General features: G+C 73.1%; 2 protein-coding genes and 1 pseudogene. All 3 read right to left on the bottom strand.

The annotated features are described in order from the left end of the window. A partial coding sequence (locus SSOG_RS36975; protein WP_425385472.1) for a type I polyketide synthase occupies positions 1–3,537 on the bottom strand: 3,537 nt, incomplete at its 3' end. Beyond that, positions 3,534–11,787: pseudogene (locus SSOG_RS58640) on the bottom strand (type I polyketide synthase). The gene SSOG_RS36975 and the pseudogene SSOG_RS58640, both read right to left, overlap by 4 nt. 26 nt (positions 11,788–11,813) lie before the next feature. Beyond that, a complete protein-coding gene (locus tag SSOG_RS36965) occupies positions 11,814–21,023 on the bottom strand; it encodes a non-ribosomal peptide synthetase (RefSeq protein ID WP_009719395.1) in 9,210 nt (3,069 codons plus the stop codon).

Genomic DNA, 21,023 nt, shown 5'->3' with positions numbered 1-21,023 from the left:
AACGTCCTGGAGCGCGTCGCCCAGCGTACGCAGCGTCAGCGCGTCGGCCGACAGTTCGCCTTGGCCGGTGGCATCGGCGATACATAGCGCCACAGCACCGTCCGCCAGCGGGGTGATCCGCGCCCGCAAACCGATCATCCCCGCTGCGGTCTCCGGGGCCGGCCACCGGACGCCGCTCCAGGAGAACGGCAGCGCCGGGTCGGTGGCCGGGTCCAGGGCTGCGTGCAGGGCGGCGTCCAGCAGCGCGGGGCGGACAGGCTCGGGCAGCCGCACCTCGGCGAACAGTTCGCCGCCGTGCCGCCACAGGGCCCGCAGCCCCCGGAATCCGGGCCCGTACTCCAGGCCCCGCGCGTCCAGGTCCTCGTACCAGGAGGCGAGGTCCACCGGCTCGGCGCCCGGAGGCGGCCAGGCGGCGAGATCCGCCGCGTCCCCGGAAGGCGCTACCGCGTCCTCGGCGAGCGCGCCGGTGGCGTGCAGCTGCCAGTCGGACTCGGGGGCGCGGGCGTACAGCCGCAGGGGCCGGTGGCCGCTGTCGTCGGCGGGGTCCACCAGCAGCTGGATCTCGACCTCTCCCCGCTCGGGCACCACCACGGGCGCCCGCAGGGTCAGTTCGTCCACCACCGGGCCCGCGTGCAGCGCCATCTCCAGCAGGACGGTGCCCGGTACGACGGCCCGGCCCCGTACGCGGTGGTCGGCCAGCCACGGGTGGGTACGCAGCGACAGCCGGCCGGTCACCACGGTCCGCTCGTCGTCCGCCAGCTCGACGCCGGGGCCCACCAGCGGTTCCGGTGTCCGGAGCCAGTACGGCCGGTACTCGAAGGCGTAGGTGGGCAGTTCCACGGTGCGGGCGCCGGTGCCCTCGAAGGCATGCGTCCAGTCCACCGCGAGGCCGTGGGTGTGCAGCCGGGCCATGGACAGCAGGAAGCGCCGGACCACGTCCTCCCCACGGCGCAGGGTGTCCGCCACCACCACGCCGTGGCCGGAGGTGTCGTCGACCGTGTCCTGGACGGCCATGCCGAGCAGGGGGTGCGGGCTGACCTCCACGAACACCCCGAACCCGTCCGTGTACAGGGCCCGTACGGTCTCCTGGAAACGCACCGGCTCCCGCAGGTTGCGGTACCAGTACGCGGTGTCCAGCTCGGTGCCGTCCAGTGGGCCCGCCGTCACCGTCGAGTAGAACGGCACCTGCGAGGGGCGCGGCTGAATCGTGGCCAGGACGTCCATCAGCTCGGCTTCCAGCGATTCCACCTGCGCGGAGTGCGCGGAGAAGTCCACTCCCGCGACGTTCCACCGCATCACCCCGGCCCCGGCCAGGACGGTGCCCAGCTCCCGCAGGGCGTCCGGGTCGCCGGACACGACCACGGTGGTGGGGCCGTTGACCGCCGCCACCGAGAGCCGGGTCCCGAAGGGTTCGATCCGCTCCCGCACCCAGGATTCGGAGGCCACGATGGACAGCATCCCGCCGCCACCGGCGAGGGCCCGCAGCGTGCGGGCGCGCAGTGCGGACACCCGCGCACCGTCCTCCAGCGACAGCGCGCCGGCCACGCACGCGGCAGCGATCTCGCCCTGGGAGTGACCCACCACGGCCGACGGGACGAGCCCCGCCGAACGCCACACCTCGGCCAGCGAGACCATGACCGCCCACAGCGCGGGCTGGACCACGTCCACCCGCGACAGGGCCGCCTCGTCCTCCAGGACCTCCCCCAGCGACCAGTCGACCAGACCGCTCAGCGCCCGCTCGCACTCGTCCAGCCGGGCGGCGAACTCCGGGGAGGAATCCCGCAGTTCGCGGGCCATCCCGGCCCACTGCGAGCCCTGGCCCGGGAACACCCACACCACACCGGACTCGGGGACGACGGAGCCCTCGGCCACGCGCGGCGACGGCTCGGCCGCGGCGAGGGCGGCCAGTCCGTCGGCGAGTTCGGCACGGTCCTCGGCGACGACGACGGCGCGGTGGTGCAGCGCCGAACGGGTCGTGACCGTGGAGTATCCGATGTCCGCCGGTGTGACGTCCGGGTCGGCCTCCGCCCGCTCCAGCAGCCGCGCCGCCTGGGCCCGCAGTGCGGCCTCCGTCGCGCCCGACACCACCACCGGCACCGGGGCCGCCACCGCCGGTCCGGTCTCGTCGGCTTCCGCGGCGGGCGGCTCTTCGATGATCACGTGGGCGTTGGTGCCACTGGCGCCGAACGCCGACACCCCGGCCCGGCGCGGCCGGTCTCCGAGGGGCCACTGCCGCCGCTCGGTCAGCAGCCCGACCGCGCCCGACGACCAGTCCACGTGCCGCGAGGCCACGTCGGCGTGCAGGGTGGGCGGCAGCACACCGTGGCGCATGGCCATCACCATCTTGATGACGCCGCCGACGCCCGCGGCCGCCTGGGCGTGGCCGATGTTCGACTTGAGGGAGCCGAGCCAGAGCGGTTCGGTACGGCCCTGTCCGTACGTGGCCAGCAGCGCTTGCGCCTCGATGGGGTCGCCGAGGACCGTGCCGGTGCCGTGCGCTTCGACGGCGTCCACGTCCTGGGGGGACAGCCCGGCCGAGGCGAGCGCCTGCCGGATGACCCGCTCCTGCGACGGCCCGTTGGGGGCCGTAAGCCCGCTGGAGGCGCCGTCCTGGTTGGCCGCCGAGCCGCGCAGCACGGCGAGTACGCGGTGGCCGTTGCGCCGTGCGTCCGACAGCCGCTCCAGCACCACCATGCCCACGCCCTCGGCCCAGCCCGTGCCGTCGGCCGCGTCCGAGAACGCCTTGCACCGGCCGTCGGGCGACAGGGCGCGCTGACGCGAGTACTCCACGAACGTCCGCGGCGTCGCCATCACCGCCACCCCGCCCGCCAGCGCCAGCGCGCACTCACCGGACCGCAGCGCCTGCGCCGCCAGGTGGAGCGACACCAGCGACGAGGAACACGCGGTGTCCACGGACACCGCGGGGCCCTCCAGCCCGAGGGTGTAGGCCACACGGCCGGACGCCACGCTCGGCAGGCTGCCGGTGAACAGGTGGCCCTCGAAGCCCTCGGCGGCGCCTTCCGGACGCGACCCGTAGTCGCCGTACATCACCCCGGTGAAGACCCCGGTGCGGCTGCCGCGCAGCGACGCGGGGGCGATCCCGGCGCGCTCCAGCGCCTCCCAGCTCGACTGGAGCAGCAGGCGCTGCTGCGGATCGGTGGCCAGCGCCTCCTTGGGCGCCATCCCGAAGAAGGCCGCGTCGAAGTCGGCCGCGTCGTGCAGGAACCCGCCGTGCCGGGTGTAGCTCGTACCGGCCCGGTTCGGGTCGGGGTCGTACAGCCCGTCGAGGTCCCAGCCGCGGTTCACCGGGAACTCGGACACCGCGTCGATGCCGTCGGCCACCAGCCGGTACAGCTCCTCGGGCGAGGACACGCCGCCGGGGAAGCGGCACGCCATGCCCACGATCGCGATCGGCTCCCGGCCCGTCGGCTCCTGGCTCGTCGACTCCAGCTCCGCCACCTTCCGGCGCGTCTGGCGCAGTTCGGCGGTGACCCGCTTCAGGTAAGCGAGCAGCTTCTCGTCGCTCATGGTGTTCAGGGCCTTCCCAACTCATCGTCGATCAGGGCAAAGAGCTCGTCCGCGCCGGCCGCGGCCACCTCGGGATCCAGGGCGGGGTCCACCGCGTCGTCCTCCGGGCTCAGCGTCGCCAGCAGCTCCCACAGCCGGGTGGTGACGGCCGACCGCAGTCCGTCGTCAGCGGCGGCGGTCACGCTCGCCTCCAGCCGGTCCAGCTCGGCGAGGACGGCGGGGTCCACAGACCCGGCAGCGGGCGGCCCGTCCGTGAGCGGTTGCGGGGCGAGCCGCCCCAGCAGGTGCTGTGCCAGCGCGTGGGGGCTGGGGTGGTCGAAGGTCACCGTGGCGGTCAGCGCGAGGCCGGTCAGGGTACCGAGCCTGGTACGGAGTTCCAGGGCGGTCAGCGAGTCGAAGCCCAGGTCGGTGAAGCCCCGCTCGGGGAGTACGTCGCCGGGCCCGGAGCGGCCCAGCACCGTCGCCGTCTCGGCCTGCACCAGACGCCGCACGGTCAGCTCGCGGTCCCTCTCGGGCAGGGCCGACAGCCGCTCGCGCAGCGGCTTCGCGTCCTCGCGCGCCCGCCTGCCACGGGCGGCCGGGGCCGGGGCCAGCCCGCGGAGGAGCGGGGGTGGCTCGGTGTCGCGGAGTGCGGACATGTCCAGCCAGGCGGGCACCAGGTGCGGCCGGTCCGCGCCCAGCGCGAGGTCGAGCAGGGCCAGGCCGTCACTGGTGGCCAGGGGCCGCAGACCGATGCGGGCCAGGCGCTGCCGGTCGGCGTCGGCGAGCCGGCTGGTGAGCCCGGTGCCCTGTTCCCACAGCCCCCAGCCCAGGGCCACCGCGGGCAGCCCCTGGCAGTGCCGGTGGTGGGCCAGGGCGTCGAGGAACGCGTTGGCCGCCGCGTAGTTGGCCTGTCCGGCGAGGCCGAGCGTGGCCGAGACGGAGGAGAACATGAGGAACGCCGACAGGTCGAGGCCGCGGGTCAGCTCGTGCAGATGCCATGCCGCGTCGGCCTTCGCGGACAGCACGGCGTGCAGGTGTTCCGGCGTCAGCGACAGCACCGGGCCGTCCCTGAGGGTGCCCGCCGCGTGCACAACGGTACGCAGCGGTGCCGACTCGGGTACGGAGGCGAGGACGTCGGCGAGCGCGACCCGGTCGGCCACATCGCAGGCGGCCACCGTGACCGCGGCACCGGCCTCGGTCAGCTCGGATACGAGATCGTCCGCGCCGTCGGCGGCCGAGCCCCGGCGGCTCACCAGCAGCAGGCGGCGCACCCCGTGGCGGGCCACCAGGTGGCGTGCCACCGCAGCGCCGAGTCCCCCGGTTCCGCCGGTGATCAGCACGGTGCCATCGGGGTCCGCACCCGGCCGCCCTGGCTCGGGGGCGGGGACGGAGCCACGGGCGAGCCGGGGGACGAAGGCGACCTCCGAGCGCAGCGCGATCTGCGGTTCGCCGGTGGCCAGGGCGCGTCCCAGCTGTTCGGGCGGCGGTTCACCGGTGGCTCCGGAGTCCACCAGTACGATACGGCCGGGGTGTTCGGTCTGGGCCGAGCGCAGCAGGCCCCATACGGTGGCGGCGGCGAGGTCGATGTCCTCGTCCGGTGCCACGGCCACGGCCCGTCGGGTGGTGACCAGCAGCGGGGAGGAGCCGTCCTGGTGCTCCTCCAGCCACATCCGTACGTCCCGCAGCACCGACTCCGCGGTCGTGTGGGCGGCTGCGGGCAGGCCGTCCGCGTCCGGCGCCGAGGGCGGCACGACGACGGTGGTGCCCGGTCGGGCCGGTGTGCCGGGCAGGGCGGTCTCGCGCCACTCGACCTGGAAGAGTTTCGGGTCGACCCGCCGGGCGTCGAGTGGCCGCAGGGTGAGGGAGCCGACCGACAGCACCTCGACCCCGCTGTCGTCGGCCACGGTCAGCGACGCACGGTTGTCCCCGGTCGGGCTGATCCGTACGCGCAGCCGGGACGCCCCCGCGCGCGTCAGCCGCACACCGGCCCAGGAGAACGGCACCACAGGTCCGGGGCCCGTCTCCAGCACCAGCGGGTGAAGTGCCGCGTCGAGCAGCGCCGGGTGCATCCGGAACGGGCCCGCCTCGTCGCTGAGGGCCATCTCCGCGAGGAGGTCGTCGCCGTCGCGCCACACCTGGACCAGGTTCCGGAACGACGGTCCGTACTCCAGGCCGCGCGCGGCCAGTTCCTCGTACCAGTCGGTGAGGTCCAGCGGTGTCGTCCCGGCCGGGGGCCACTGGCCGGGCACGATGCCCGCGCTGTCGGATGCGGCAGTGCCCACCACTCCGGTGGCGTGCAGCTGCCATGCCGCGTCGGTGTCGCCGAGGACCCGGCCGTGGATGCGCACCGCGCGGTGTCCGGCGTCGTCGGGCGGCGCCGCGGTCAGCTGCACCTCGGCCTCGCCGCGCTCCGGGATCACCAGCGGGGTGCGCAGGGTCAGCTCTTCGACCATGTCGCCGACGCGCAGGGCCATTTCGAGCAGCGCGGTGCCCGGTACCACGACCTGGCCGAGCACCCGGTGGTCGGCCAGCCACGGCCGCCTGCGCGGCGACAGCCGTTCGGTGAGAACGGTGCCGGACCCCTCCGCGAGGTCCACCGCGTGTCCGAGCAGCGGCTGGTCCGCCGCGGGGTCCAGCCAGTAGCGCCGGTGCTGGAAGGGGTACGGCGGCAGCTCGACGCCGAACGCGCCGAGGCCGGTGAACGCCCGGGTCCAGTCCACCGCGACACCGCGCGTCCACACCTGCGCCACCGACGCGAGGAACCGGTCCGGGCCGCCCTCGTCGCGCCGCAGCGTTCCCGATACCGCCGTGGCGGCCGCGTCCCCGCGGGCCTCCAGGGTTTCCTGGACGCTCATGACGAGCACCGGGTGGGAGCTGACCTCGATGAACGTGTCGTGGCCCTGTTCGGCCAGCTCCTCCACGGCGGACTGGAAGTGCACCGTCTGCCGCAGATTCCGGTACCAGTAGCCCGCGTCCACCGGCTCCTCGCCCAGCCAGTCCCGCTCGACCGTCGAGAAGAACGGCACCGTGGGCCGGGCGGGGCGCACGTCCGCGAGCACCCGGGCCAGTTCGTCCTCGATGCGTTCCACGTGGGAGGTGTGCGAGGCGTAGTCCACCGGCACCCTGCGCGCCCGGACGCCCTCCGACTCGCAGTCCGCGAGCAGTTCGTCCAGCGCCCGCGGCTCACCGGCGATCACGGTCGCGGAGGGACCGTTCACCGCCGCCACCTGCAGGCGGCCTTCCCACCGCTTCAGCCGGGACTCCGCCTCCCCGCGCGGCAGGGCGACCGACATCATCCCGCCCAGCCCTGCCAGCCCCTTGGCGATCGCCTGCGAACGCGACGCGACGACCCGCGCGGCGTCCCGCAGCGACAGCGCGCCCGCGACGCAGGCCGCCGCGATCTCGCCCTGCGAATGGCCCAGGACGGCGGCGGGTTCGACACCGTACGACCGCCACAGCGCCGCCAGCGACACCATCACCGCCCAGGACACCGGCTGCACCACGTCGACCCGCTCCAGCGTGGGCTCCCCCGGCACCTGCCTGAGCACGCCCTCCAGGTCCCAGTCCACGAACTCGGCCAGGGCGGCCGCGCACTCGCGGACACGTCCGGCGAAAACCGACGAGGCGTCGAGGAGTTCCACCGCCATCCCGGCCCACTGGGAGCCCTGGCCGGGGAAGACGAACACCACCCGGCCACCGGTGTCGCGGGCCGCCCCGTGTACCGGGCCCGGGGCGTCCGGGCCCAGCGCCAGCGCGTCCAGCCCGGCCACCAGGCCGTCCCGTTCGGCGGCCACGACGACGGCACGGTGGCGGAAGGGGGTACGCCTTGTCGCCGACCAGCCGATGTCGGCCGGGCGCAGGTCCGGGGCGTTCTCCAGGTGGTGGCGCAGCCGCTCGGCCTGGTCCCGTAGTGCGGTCTCGGTCGCGCCGGACAGGACGACCGGCACCGGGAGCCGGTCTTCGGTGGTGTCCGCTGCGGTGTCTTCTACGGGCGTCGGCGGCTGCTCCAAGGATCATGTGCGCGTTGGTGCCGCTCATTCCGAACGACGACACCGCGGGCCCGGCGCGGCCGGTCACCGAGGGGGCCATGTCCGCCGCTCGGTCAGCAGCTCGACCGCTCCCGACGACCAGTCCACGTGCCGCGACGGCTCGTCGAAGGTGCAGGGTGCGCGGCAGCACGCCGTGGCGCATGGCCATCACCATCTTGATCACACCGGTCACCGCCCGCCCCCCGCCTGGCGTATGGCCGAGGTTCGACTTCACCGACCCCAGCCACAGCGGACGCTCCCGCTCCTGCCCGTACGTCGCCAGCAGCGCCTGCGCCTCGATGGGGTCGCCGAGAGCGGTCCCGGTGCCATGTGCCTCCACCGCGTCGACGTCCCCGCCGGACAGACCGGCGCTCGCCAGCGCGTCACGGATGACGCGTTGCTGCGACGGGCCGTTGGGAGCGGTCAGCCCGTTGGAGGCGCCGTCCTGGTTGATCGCGGAACCGCGCACCAGGGCCAGTACGCGGTGGCCGTTGCGCCGTGCGTCCGACAGCCGCTCCAGCACCACCATGCCCACGCCCTCGGCCCAGCCCGTGCCGTCGGCCGCGTCCGAGAACGCCTTGCAGCGGCCGTCGGGCGACAGCCCGCCCTGCCGGGAGAATTCGGCGAACATCCCGGGTGTGGACATCACCGTCACTCCCCCGGCCAGGGCCAGCGTGCACTCCCCCGACCGCAGCGACCGCGCCGCCAGGTGCAACGCCACCAGCGACGAGGAACACGCGGTGTCCACGGACACCGCGGGACCCTCCAGACCGAGGGTGTAGGCCACACGGCCGGACGCCACGCTCGGCGCCCCGCCGGTGAGCGCGTGTCCGGCGAAGCTCTCGGTCGTCTCGTGCAACCGGGGCACGTAGTCCTGGTTCATGACGCCGGTGAAGACGGCCGTCCGGCTGCCGCGCAGCGTGGCGGGGTCGATGTCGGACCGTTCCAGGGCCTCCCATGACACCTCCAGCAACAGCCGCTGCTGCGGGTCCATCGCCCGGGCCTCACGCGGGCTGATCCGGAAGAAGTCGGCGTCGAAGTCCATGGCGTCCGCCAGGAATCCGCCGGTGCGGACGTGTCCGGTGTCCGCCGGATCCAGGCTCCAGCCACGGTCCTCCGGGAAGGCCGAAACGGCGTCCACACCCTCCATGACCAGCTGCCACAGGTCCTCGGGAGAGGACACACCGCCCGGCAGCCGGCAGCTCATGCCCACGATCGCGACCGGGTCGTCGTCGGTGGCGGCGGAGTCGTCGGGGGCCCACTGCCGGTCCGCCAGGCGTCCCGACAGCTCGTCGTGCAGATGGCGTACGAGCACGGCGGGGGTGGGGTGGTCAAAGATCAGCGAGGTGGGCAGCGGCAGACCGGTCGCGCGGCCCAGCCGCTCGCTCAGCTCCACCGCCGTGACCGAGTCGAAGCCCAGCTCCTTGAACGAGCGGTCGGCCTCGACGGTGCCGGGGGCGGTGTGTCCGAGGACGGCCGCGGCGTGGGAGCGCACCAGCGTCCACAGTTCCGGCTCCCCCGGGCCGGACGGCCCGGGGGTGGACTCCGCCTCCGGCGGCGCGGGCGACGGACCGGTTCGCGGTACGGCCGGGGAAAGGGCCTCGCCGGAGAGCCAATAGGGCTGTCGCTGGAAGGCATAGGTGGGAAGTTCCACGGTACGGGCCCCGGAGCCCTCGAAGAGCGGCCTCCAGTCCACCGCCGCGCCCCGCGCGTACACCTCGGCCATGGACAGCAGCAACCGCCGGGCGCCGTCCGCGTTGCGGCGCAGCGTGCCCTGCACCACCGCCCCGGCGGCGCCGTCAACGGTGTCCACCGTGGACCGCATGGCCATGGTCAGCACCGGGTGCGGGCTGACCTCCAGGAACACCCCGTGTCCGGCCTCGGCCAGCGCCCGGACGGTGTCCTCCAGCCGCACCCGCTCCCGCAGGTTCGCGTACCAGTACGCGGCGTCCAGCCGGTCGGCGCCGAGTCGGCCACCGGTGACGGTCGACCAGAACGCGACACCGGTGTCCCGGGCAGAGACCCCGTCGGCCGCCCGCAGGACGTCCTTGCGGATGTCCTCGACCTGCGGCGAGTGCGAGGCGTAGTCGATGGGAACCATACGGGCGCGTATGCCACGGGCCTCACACTCGGCCACCATCTCCCGCACCACGTCGACCGGGCCGGAGACGACGACCGCGCCGGGGCCGTTCACCGCCCCGATGGTCACCCGGCTCTGGTCCACCTCCCCGGGTGACATCGCGAGCAGGGCCATGGCTCCCCGGCCGGACAGCCGGGCCACGATGGCCCGGCTGCGTTCCACCATCAGCCGCATGGCGTCCGCCAGGGACACGATCCCCGCGGCGCAGGCAGCGGTGATCTCGCCCTGTGAGTGGCCCGCCACGGCGGACGGCGCCAGTCCCACGGAGCGCCACACCTCGGCAAGCGACACCTGCACCGCGAACAGGGCAGGCTGCATCACGTCCATCCGCCCCAACGCGGCCTCGTCGGCGAGCACTTCCCGCAAGGACCAGTCGACCAGCCCGTCCAGCAGCCGCGCGCACTCGTCCATCCGCGTGGCGAACACGGCCGACGACTCCCACAGGTCCAGGGCCATCCCGGCCCACTGCGGCCCCTGTCCGGGGAACACCCACACCACGCCGGGCACATGACCGGCCACGCCCTCCGCCACGTTCGGGGACGGCGCCCCGGATGCCACCGCCGCCAGGCCGTCCAGCAGTTCGGCGCGGTCCGACGCCACCACCACCGCGCGGTGTTCCAGCGCCGAACGGGTCGTCACTGCCGAATACCCCACGTCCGCCGGGCGCAGGCCCGGGTCGGCCGCCACCCATGCGCGCAGGCGATCCGCCTGGGCCCGCATCGCCGCCTGGGTCCGGCCCGACACCGCGACCGGGAACGGGGCGGCCGGGCGCACGCCGGCGGTCTCGTCAGCGCCGTCGCCGGTGGGGTCGGTGGGACCGTTGGGGCTTTCGGCGACCACCAAGTGGCAGTTGGTGCCGCCCAGGCCGAACGAGCTGACACCGGCCAGCCGCGGGCCGTCGGGCCACGTCCTGGTGGCGGCGTTCACCCGGAGCTTCAGCCGCTCCATGGGGATCGACGGGTGCGGTCGGGTGTAGTGCAGGCTCGCCGGGAGGGTCCCGTGCCCGAGCGACAGCGCCACCTTGATCAGCCCGATGACGCCCGCGGCGCCGTCCAGGTGCCCGATGTTGGTCTTCACCGAGCCCACGAGCAGGGGCTGTTCGCCGGCCCGGCCCTCGCCGAACACCGTTCCGAGGGCTTCCGCCTCGACCGGGTCGCCCGCCTTGGTGCCGGTGCCGTGCAGTTCCACGTACCGCACGTGCGCCGGTTCCACCCCCGCCCGGGCGCAGGCGTCCCGTAACAGCTGTCGCTGCGCCGCTCCGTCGGGCACGGTGAGGGCCTGGCCACCGCCGTCGTTGTTCACGGCGCCGCCCAGCAGGACGCAGCGCACCGGGTCGCCGTCGGCGAGGGCGTCCGTCAGGCGCTTCAGGACGACCACGCCGCCGCCCTCGCCCCGGACGGTGCCGTTGGCGCGCGCGTCGAAGGTGTGGCAGCGGCCGTCCGGGGACAGTGCTCCCGCCCGGGCGAAGGCGAGTGTGCTGTCCGGGGCCAGATTCAGGTGGACGCCACCGGCCAGCACCAACCCGGTGGTTCCCGAGAGCAGGCTTTCGCACGCCAGGTGGACGGCGACCAGGGACGAGGACTGCGCCGCGTCCACGGTGAGGCTGGGCCCGCGCAGACCGAGATGGTACGAGACCCGGTTGGCGATCACTCCGCGGCTCAGTCCGGCCAGCGAGTGGTGGGACACGGTGTCCGGGCCGTTGCGGTGGGCGAGCGTGGCGTAGTCGTCGCCGGTGGCGCCGAGGAAGACGGCGGCCGAGCCGCCGCGCAGGCCGTCCGGAACCACACCGGCGTGCTCCAGTGCCGTCCAGCTCAGTTCGAGGGCCAGCCGCTGCCGCGGGTCCATCGCCGCGGCTTCCCGGGGCGAGATGCCGAAGAACCCGGGGTCGAAATCGCCGACCCGGTCCAGGAAGCCACCACGCCGCAGCCCCTCCGCGTCGAGGGCGCCGGGAACACCGCCCAGGTCCCACCGCCCCGCGGGAACGTCCGTGATGGCGTCGACGCCGTCCCGCAGGAGCCGCCAGAAGGCGCCCAGGTCCTCGGCTCCGGGGACGCGGCAGGCCATGCCGACCACGGCCACCGCGCGCTCGGTCGGATAACTCGTGGGCATGAGGTGTTCCTTCTCCGATCGCGCCGTCACTCGGACTCGTCCGTCCGTGCCCGCTCCGCCCGTGCCCGATCCACCCGTGCCCGATACGCCCGTGCGCGCAGCCACTCCAGACCGGCGCCCGGCTCGGCCACGATTTCCTGCAGCAGGTGCTCGTAGGACCGGGCCATGCGGCCGGCCGTCTCCCGGGTGAAGAGATCGGTGCAGTATTCGAGGGATCCCAGCAGCCCGGACGCCGTTTCCCGCACCGTCAGGCCGAGGTCGTACTTCGCCGTGCCGGAGTGGAGGTCGACGGGTGTGATCGCGAGGTCGTCGGCGTCGGTCCGGTCCGGCTCCGGCACCGGGTTCGGGACCAGGTTGAACATCACCTGGAACAGCGGGGAGTGGGCCGGGTCGGGCTCCGGCACCTGGCTCCTGACCAGGTCGGCGAAGGGCAGGTCCTTGTGCGCGTGGGCCTCGGCGGTGACCTGCCCGGCCCGGGCCAGCACCTCGGTGAAGGACCGGTCCGGGGCCACGTCCAGGCGCATCACGAGCGTGTTGACGAAGTAACCCACGAGGTGTTCCAGCTCGGCCCGGGGCCGGTGGGTGACCGGGGATCCGATCGCGAGTTCGTCGTCGTCGCTGTGGCCGCCGACCAGCACGCCGAACGCCGACAGCAGGGTCATGTAGAGGGTGGCGCCGCGTTCCCGGCCCAGCTTCCGCAGCCCGGTGAGCACATCCGGCCCCACCTCGAAGGGGAGCGAGGCGCCCTGGTAGGACTTGACGGCGCGCCGCGGGTGGTCGGTGCGCAGCGACAGGCACACGGGCAGCCCGTCCAGCTGCCGCCGCCAGTAGGCGCGCTGGCGGTCGAGTTCCGCGCCGTCGACCGCGCCGCGCTGCCAGCGGGCGAAGTCGGCGTACCGCAGCGGGAGTTCCGGCAGCTCGGGCCGGGTGTTGCGGGTCAGCGCGCGGTACAGGGTGAGCAGTTCGGACAGCACGATGGTCAGCGACCATCCGTCGAACACGCCCCAGGGCCGGGTGAGGACGAAGACGTGTTCACGCTCCGAGACCGGCACCAGGTGGATGCGCACCATGTACGGGTCGTCCGGTGCGAACGGGCGGGTCCGCTCGTCGCGCAGCCACCGGGTGAGCGCGTCGGCTCCGGTGATCCGCTCGGCGATGTGCACGGGGAAGCCGCTACCGTCGTTGACGCGCTGGGTGACCGTGCCGTCGTGGCGCACGTAGCTGGTGCGCAGGATCGCGTGCCGTTCGACCAGGGCGCGGGCGCTGTCCGCGAAGGCGTCCCGGTCCAGGTGGCCCGCCATCCGGTACGCGAGCTGAGCGTTGTCGTACGACGCGGGCAGGTGGCCGGGGTGGTTGAGGAACCACAGGTCGGCCTGCTGGAGGGAGAGCGGCGCGTCCGCGCCGGGCGCGGCGGGGACCAGCGGCGCGGTGTCCTCCGTGGCGGGCTCCTCCTCCAGCACCGCGGCCATGTCCGCCACGGTGGCACCGGTGAGGATGAGCTGGAGCGGCAGTTCCCGGCCCGTCTCCTGGCGTACGCGCAGGTTGAGCCGTACGGCCAGCAGGGAGTGCCCGCCGAGGGCGAAGAAGCTGTCCTCCAGTCCGACGCGGCCGAGTCCCAGCACCTCCTGGAGGATGCGGCACAGCGTCCGCTGGGCTTCGGTGCGTGGCGCGGCGTATGCCTCCTTGGCCACGGCGTCCTCGTCGGGCGCGGGCAGCGCTCCCTTGTCGACCTTGCCGTTGACGGTGACGGGAAACTCTTCGAGGAGCACGAACACCCCGGGGACCATGTACTCCGGCAGGCTCGCGGACAGGTGTTCCTTGAGCAGGCGCGCCATCGACGGGCCCAGGTCGCCGATGCGCACCGTGTTGGCCAGGTGTGTCGCGCGGTAGGGAGCGCGGGCGCGGACCCGGGGCAGCTCGCCCCGGCCGAACACCAGGTCCAGCGCGTCGGGGCGGTCCTGGGACCAGGTGGGTTCGACACGGTAGCCGAGCTGTTCCGCGTGGCGCAGCACGGCGTCGAGTTCCCGTACGGCATCGGCCGCCGCGCGGGACAGCCGGACGCCTCCGGTCAGCGGCTCCACCTCGTGCGAGGACGGCAGGCGGGTGAGGTCGTCGCTGATCCGGACGTCGTCCTCGACCTGCGGATTGGTCAGGCCGCTGACGCCGAACCGGTCGGGGGCGCCCTCCAGGAGGGCGCGCAGCTGTGCCGGGGTGGTCGCCTCCAGCCAGGTCAGGGACTCGTCGGCGGGGCCTGCGCCCTTGGTCAGGACCACGTCGTAGCGATAGGCGAGCATTTCGTAGTCGCCGGTGCCGCGCTTGGCCATGATGTCGACGGCGCCCAGCTCGGGGAACAGCTCGGGCAGGCCGGTGAAGTACGTCGGGCTGAAGAGCAGTTCGCTCTCCTGACGACGGCGGTGGCGCACCTGCGCGGCCAGCGCGGCGGCTGTCGTGCGGCCGCCCGCGCGGCCACGTTCGGCGGCGGTCAGATGGGCCGGCAGCAGGTCCAGGTTCCTGACGTCGCCGATGAGGATGCGGCCGCCCTCCTCGACGAGGGGCAGCAGCCGGGCGATGGCCTCCTCCAGGTAGGCCCGGTTGGGGAAGTACTGGGCGACCGAGTTGATGACGACGGTGTCGTACGTGGCGCGGGGCAGATGTGTCACGGACCAGGCGTCGCCCCGCTCCAGGGTGATGTGCGACCAGCCGCGGCGTGCCACGCCCCGGCGTACGTCGTCGAGGGCCGTGGCGGAGAGGTCGAGGGCGTGGACCGCGTCGCAGGCTTCGGCGTAGCGGAAGAGCAGCAGTCCGGTGCCGCAGCCGATTTCCAGCAGCCGCTTGGGGCGCAGATCCTCGATGCGCCGGACCGTGCCGTCGATCCATTCACGCATGTCGGACTCGGCGATGGGCTCGCCGGTGTAGCTGCTCTCCCAGCCGGCCAGGTTCAGGTCGTCTGCGGTGTCCGCGTCCCCGGTGGCACCGGCGTATTCGTCGTCGAAAACCCGCTGCCACTGGTCGAGAAGCGTGGTGTTCTGTTCCCGGGCGGCGGAGTCGAGCCACTGGGCGGTGGGGCGGACGTACGCGACCAGGCTGCGGTTGTCGGCGGACTGCCGGGGGACGACGACGCCGTGGGCCACCGCCTCGTGCCGGGCGAGGGCGGATTCGATCTCGCCCAGTTCGATGCGGAAGCCGCGGATCTTGACCTGGTCGTCGTTGCGCCCCAGGTACTCCAGCGAGCCGTCCGCCGTCTGGCGTACCAGGTCGCCGGTCTTGTACATGCGGGCGTCCGGCTCTCCGCGGAACGGGTCGGTCAGGAAGCGTTCGCGGGTCAGCTCGGGGCGGTTGAGGTAGCCGCGGGCCACGCCCTCGCCGCCCACGAACAGCTCGCCGACGACGCCGGGCGGTACGGGTTTGCCGCGCCCGTCCAGGACGTAGACGCGCAGGTCGGGAATGCGCTGCCCAATGGGACTGGACGTGCCCTCGGTGTCGGCGCGTTCCAGCGGCCGATAGGTCACATGCACGGTGGTCTCCGTGATCCCGTACATGTTCACCAACCGGGTGTCCCGGTTGACCGCACGCCCCATCCACGGCTCCAGCGCCGCCACATCCAGCGCCTCGCCACCGAACACCACCACCCGCAGCCGATGCGCCGCACCCTCCTCACCCTGCGCCGCGATCAACTGCCGGAACGCACTCGGAGTCTGGTTCAGCACCGTCACACCGGCCGCACACACCAACTCATAGAACTCCCGCGGATTCCGCGTCACCGCCTGCGGCACCACCACCAAACGCCCACCGTGCAGCAACGCACCCCAGATCTCCCACACCGAGAAATCGAAAGCGAACGAATGGAACAACGTCCACACATCCCCGCTCCCGAACCCGAACCACCCCCGCGTCGCCGAGAACAACCGCACCACATTGCGATGCTCGACCATCACCCCCTTCGGCACACCCGTCGACCCCGAGGTGTAGATGACATACGCGAGATCCGCCGGGGAGGCCGCCACTCCGGTCAGGTCACCGTCCGGTTCGCTCTCCCACCGCCCGGCGTCCGCCCGGATGTCCACGACCGGGACCCCCGAGGTGTCCAGGCCCTCGGGCACCGGCCCGTCGACCAGGAGCACCCGCGGCGCGCTGTCGCCCAGCACATGGGCCAGCCGCTCCACCGGGACCGCCGGATCGACCGGTACATAGGCGCCGCCTGCCTTGAGCACCGCGAGCACGCTCACCACCAGGTGCTCACTGCGCGGAAGACAGAGCGCCACGAGGGTGTCCCGGCCGACGCCGAGGCCGCGCAGATGGCGGGCGAGCCGGTTCGCGCTCGCGTTCAGCTCGGCGTACGACAGCGACCGGCCCTCGTACTCCACCGCCACCGCGTCCGGCGACCCGGCGGCCACCTCTTCGAACCACCGGTGCACACACCGCTCGGGCGAGTCCGCGCCCTCGGGCTGCCGGTTCGCCTCCACCAGGAGCCGCCGGCGCTCGGCCTCGGGCAGGACGTCGACGTCGAGTACCGGCGTGCTGGTTCCGTCGTCCGCGGCGAGAGCGCCGGTGATGCCGTACAGCGCGGTCTCGACGTAGTCGGCCACGGCCTCGCACGCCACGGCGTCGTCGACCCGGATGTGCAGGGACAGTTCGGTGCCGAAGTCGTCCAGCGACACCGAGAGGGGGTAGTTGATCGCGTCGGCCTCCGCGACCCACCGGATCCCCAGCTCCTCCAGGCGGGCGGCGGCCGCGTCCCCGGGCTCGAAGTGGCGGAAGTTGACCACCGAGCTGAACAGCGGGGTGTCGTTGTCCAGGCCGCTGCAGCCCTGCGCCAGACTGAGCGGGGTCTGCTCGCGGGCGATCAGCTCCCGCAGGCCGGTGTCCACATCCGCGACCAGGTCCCGGACGGTACGGTCCGCCAGCCGCACCCGCAGGGGCAGGGTGTTGATGAAGTTGCCGAGCATCCGCTCGACCCCGGGCACGCCCTGGAGGCGCCCCGACAGCACGGTGCCCAGCACGACGTCGTCCCGCTGCGTGGACGCGGCCACCACGCGGGCCCACGCGGCGTGGAAGAGGACGGCCGGGCTGACGCGCAGCCGCCGGGCCTGGGCACGCACCTCGCGGGTGAGGTCGGCGGGCAGCGCGCGCCGCAGCTGCGGATAGCGGTGGCCGTCGCCGCGTACGTTCGTCAGCCCGAAGGGGGTGGTCGGCTCGGTGACATCGGCGAGGGCGGACCGGAAATGGGCCTCCACCTCATCCGAGGCCATCCGCCGCACGGTGTGCGCGACGAAGTCGCGGTACGGCGCGGGCGGCGCCACGTCGGCGCGGCCCGCCATATGCGCCGCGAGTTCCTGGAGGACCAGTCGCAGGGTGGTGGCGTCCTCGATGAGGTGATGGGCGCTCAGCAGCAGATGGCGCCGGTCGCCGTGCGGGCCCTCGGCGATGAGCAACCGCAGCAGCGGGGCCCGGTCCACCCGCATGCGCCGGGGCCGGTCCAGCAGCGCACGCGCCTGCCGTTCGGCGTCCTGGTCCGGATCGAGGCGGGTCCGCTCCACCTCCAGGCGCGCCGTGCGCCGCACGACCTGCACCGGTTCGGGCAGGTCCGCGGTGTGCACGGCGGTGCGCAGGACGTCGTGGCGGTCGATCAGCGTCTGCAGCGCCTCGGTGAAGGCGGTGCACGCCGCCTCGTCGTCGGCCGTGAGGAGCACGGAGACGAGGTACGGGTCGTTGTCCGGGTCCAGCAGGTGGTGGAAGAGAATGCCCTCCTGCGCCGGGGCGAGCGGATAGATGTCCTGGACGGCGGGGGCGCCGCCGGGGACGGTCGCCACGATCGCGTCGATCTGCGCCTGGTCCAGCGCCACCAGGGGCAGCAGCTGCGGGGTCAGGTGTTCACAGCTCTCGGGGATCGGATTGGGCGGCACCGTGTACGCCTGGTCCGCAGTGGTCCCGTCGATCTCCGCCGCCAGCCGGGCCAGCGTCGGGCTGCCGAACACGCTGCGCACCGGGACGTCGAAGCCGAGGCCCTTGAGCCGGGCCACCAGGACCGTGATGAGCAGCGAGTGGCCGCCGAGCGCGAAGAAGTTGTCGTCGGCGCCGATGAGCGTCTCGTCGAAGTCCAGCAGCTCGGCCCACACCGCCGCGAGCGCCCGTTCGGTGTCGGTGCTCGGCGCCACGTATGTGCGCTGGTCGTAGGCGCCGGCGCCGGGTGCCGGGAGGGCCTTGCGGTCCAGCTTGCCGTTGGCGGTGAGGGGCAGGGCGTCCATGACGACGAAGGCGCTGGGGACCATGTACGCGGCGAGGGTGCGCTCCGCGTGGCGGCGCAGCTCGGGGGCCGGGTCCGCGTCGCCGTGGCCGTCCTCCCGGACCACGTATGCCACCAGTTGCTTGTTGCCCGGCTGGTCCTCCCGGGCCAGGACCACGCACGAGCGCACGGCGGGGTGTTCGCCGATCCTGCTCTCGATCTCGCCCGGTTCGATGCGGAAGCCGCGGATCTTGACCTGGTCGTCGTTGCGCCCCAGGTACTCCAGCGAGCCGTCGGGCAGTTGCCGGACCAGATCGCCCGTCCGGTAGATCCTGGCCCCCGGCTCTCCGCGGAACGGGTCGGTCAGGAAGCGTTCGCGGGTCAGCTCGGGGCGGTTGAGGTAGCCGCGGGCCACGCCCTCGCCACCGACGTACAGCTCCCCCACCGCGCCGATGGGCACCGGCTCGCCATGGCCGTCCAGGACGTAGACGCGCAGGTCGGGGATGCGCTGCCCAATGGGACTGGACGTGCCCTCGGTGTCGGCGCGTTCCAGCGGCCGATAGGTCACATGCACGGTGGTCTCCGTGATCCCGTACATGTTCACCAACCGGGTGTCCCGGTTGACCGCACGCCCCATCCACGGCTCCAGCGCCGCCACATCCAGCGCCTCGCCACCGAACACCACCACCCGCAGCCGATGCGCCGCACCCTCCTCACCCTGCGCCGCGATCAACTGCCGGAACGCACTCGGAGTCTGGTTCAGCACCGTCACACCGGCCGCACACACCAACTCATAGAACTCCCGCGGATTCCGCGTCACCGCCTGCGGCACCACCACCAAACGCCCACCGTGCAGCAACGCACCCCAGATCTCCCACACCGAGAAATCGAAAGCGAACGAATGGAACAACGTCCACACATCCCCGCTCCCGAACCCGAACCACCCCCGCGTCGCCGAGAACAACCGCACCACATTGCGATGCTCGACCATCACCCCCTTCGGCACACCCGTCGACCCCGAGGTGTAGATGACATACGCGAGATCCGCCGGGGACGCTCCCACCTGGGTGCGGCTCAGATCGCCGTCCGGCAGGTCCGCCCACGATGCGGCGTCGGCCCGCAGGTCGACGACCGAGGCCCCCGAGGTCTCCAGCCCTTCGGCGGCCGGGCCGTCGACCAGCAGCACCCGCGGCGCACTGTCGCTCAGCACATGGTTCTGCCGCTCGACCGGCACGGCCGGGTCGAGGGGGACGTACGCGCCGCCCGCCTTCAGCACCGCCAGCACACCGGTCACGATGTGTTCCGACCGCGGAAGGCACAGGGCCACCAGCACGCCCGGCCCGACGCCCAGACCGCGCAGGTGGCGCGCCAGGCGATTGGCCCGCGCGTTCAGCTCGCCGTACGTCAGTGACCTGGACTCGCACTCCACCGCCACCGCATCGGGCGTCGCGGCCGCCATCTCCTGGAACCACTCGTGCAGACACCGGTCCGGGGAGCCCAGGCCCGGCGGGCGCTGGTTCCACTCCACCAGGACCCGCTGCCGCTCGGCCGCCTCCAGTGCGCCCAGCCGGGAGATCCGCTCCCGGGGGTGGTCGGCGATGGCCTCCAGCACGGTGGTGTAGTGGCGTACGAAGCGCCGTACCGTGTCCGGGTCGAACAGGTCGGTGTTGTACTCGGCCGTTCCGACGAGCCCGTCCGGCGTCTCGCGGAGGTCGAGTGTGAGGTCGAACTTGGTGACGTCGGTGTCGAAGTCGACCGGGGACAGCTCCAGTCCGCCCAGCCGGGTCTCCTGCTCGGTCTGCGCCTCCTGGAGCACGAACATCGTCTGGAAGACCGGAGAATGGCTCTGGCTGCGCTCCAGCCCCAGCGCGTCCACCACGGCCTCGAAGGGCACGTCCTGGTGGTCGTACGCCTCCAGCGCGGTCTTCCGCACCCGGGCCAGCAGCTCCGGGAAGGCCGGGTCGTCCGACAGGTCGGTGCGCATGGCGAGGGTGTTGGCGAAGAAGCCGATGAGCCCTTCGACCTCGCGCCGGTTGCGGTTGGCTCTTCCGCCGTGCCGACGACGATGTCGGTCCACTGCGTGTAGCGGTGCAGCAACGATGGTGCAGGCCGCGAGCAGCGTCATGTACAAGGTGGCGTCGTGCCGCGCACCGGCCTCGCGGACCCTCTCCAGCAGCGCGGGCGGGCAGCGGAAGCTCTCACGCGCCCCGTGGTACGTCTTGACCGGCGGACGCTCGCGGTCGGTGGGCAGCGACAGCATGGGGTCGACTCCGGAGAGCTGCTTCCTCCAATACTCCACCTGGCGCGCCCGTACGTCGTCAACGAGCCACTGGCGCTGCCACCGCGCGTAGTCGGCGTACTGCACGGGCAGCGGCTCCAGTGGGGCGGGCCGTCCGTCGCGTAATGCCTCGTAACACGCGGTGAGGTCGCGGAAGAGCACACCGACCGACCAGCCGTCGGACACCCCGTGGTGCATCGTCACCAGCAGGACGTGTTCCCGCTCGGACCGGCGCAGCAGCCGGGCGCGGATCAGCGGGTCCGACTCCAGGTCGAACGGGGTGGCGGCCTCCCGTGCGCAGATCCGGGACAGCTCCGTCTCGTCGGCGACGTCCTCCTCGTGGACCGTGAAGTCGCCACCGTCACCGATGTGCTGGTAGGGAACGCCGTCGTGGTCCACGAAGCGGGTGCGCAGGGCTTCGTGCCGCCGCACCACGGCCTCCAGAGCCCCCACCAGCGCCGCGCGGTCGAGGTGTCCGCGCAGCCGTACGGCGATCGGGATGTTGTAGGCCGCGCTGCTTCCGTCCAGCTGGGCCAGGAACCACAGGCGCTGCTGGGTGAAGGACAGCGGAACGGGCTCGCCCGCCGGGCGGGGGGACGGCGCGATGATGCCGAGCGCGGACAGGTCGACGCCCTGCTTGCCGAGCAACGCGGCCAGGGCGCGCTGCCGCTTGGCCGGGAGGGACCGGATCTTTCGGACCACTTCCTGGCGGAGGTCCTGGGGGATGGTGTTCAT

It is taken from the genome of Streptomyces himastatinicus ATCC 53653 (genome assembly GCF_000158915.1).
Taxonomy (GTDB): Bacteria; Actinomycetota; Actinomycetes; order Streptomycetales; family Streptomycetaceae; genus Streptomyces; species Streptomyces himastatinicus.
This window is presented reverse-complemented; position numbering and strand designations above follow the sequence as displayed.

Coding starts and splice junctions, on each gene's coding strand:
- SSOG_RS36965 (WP_009719395.1), bottom strand. CDS start 21,023: ATGAACACCATCCCCCAGGACCTCCGCCAGGAAGTGGTCCGAAAGATC.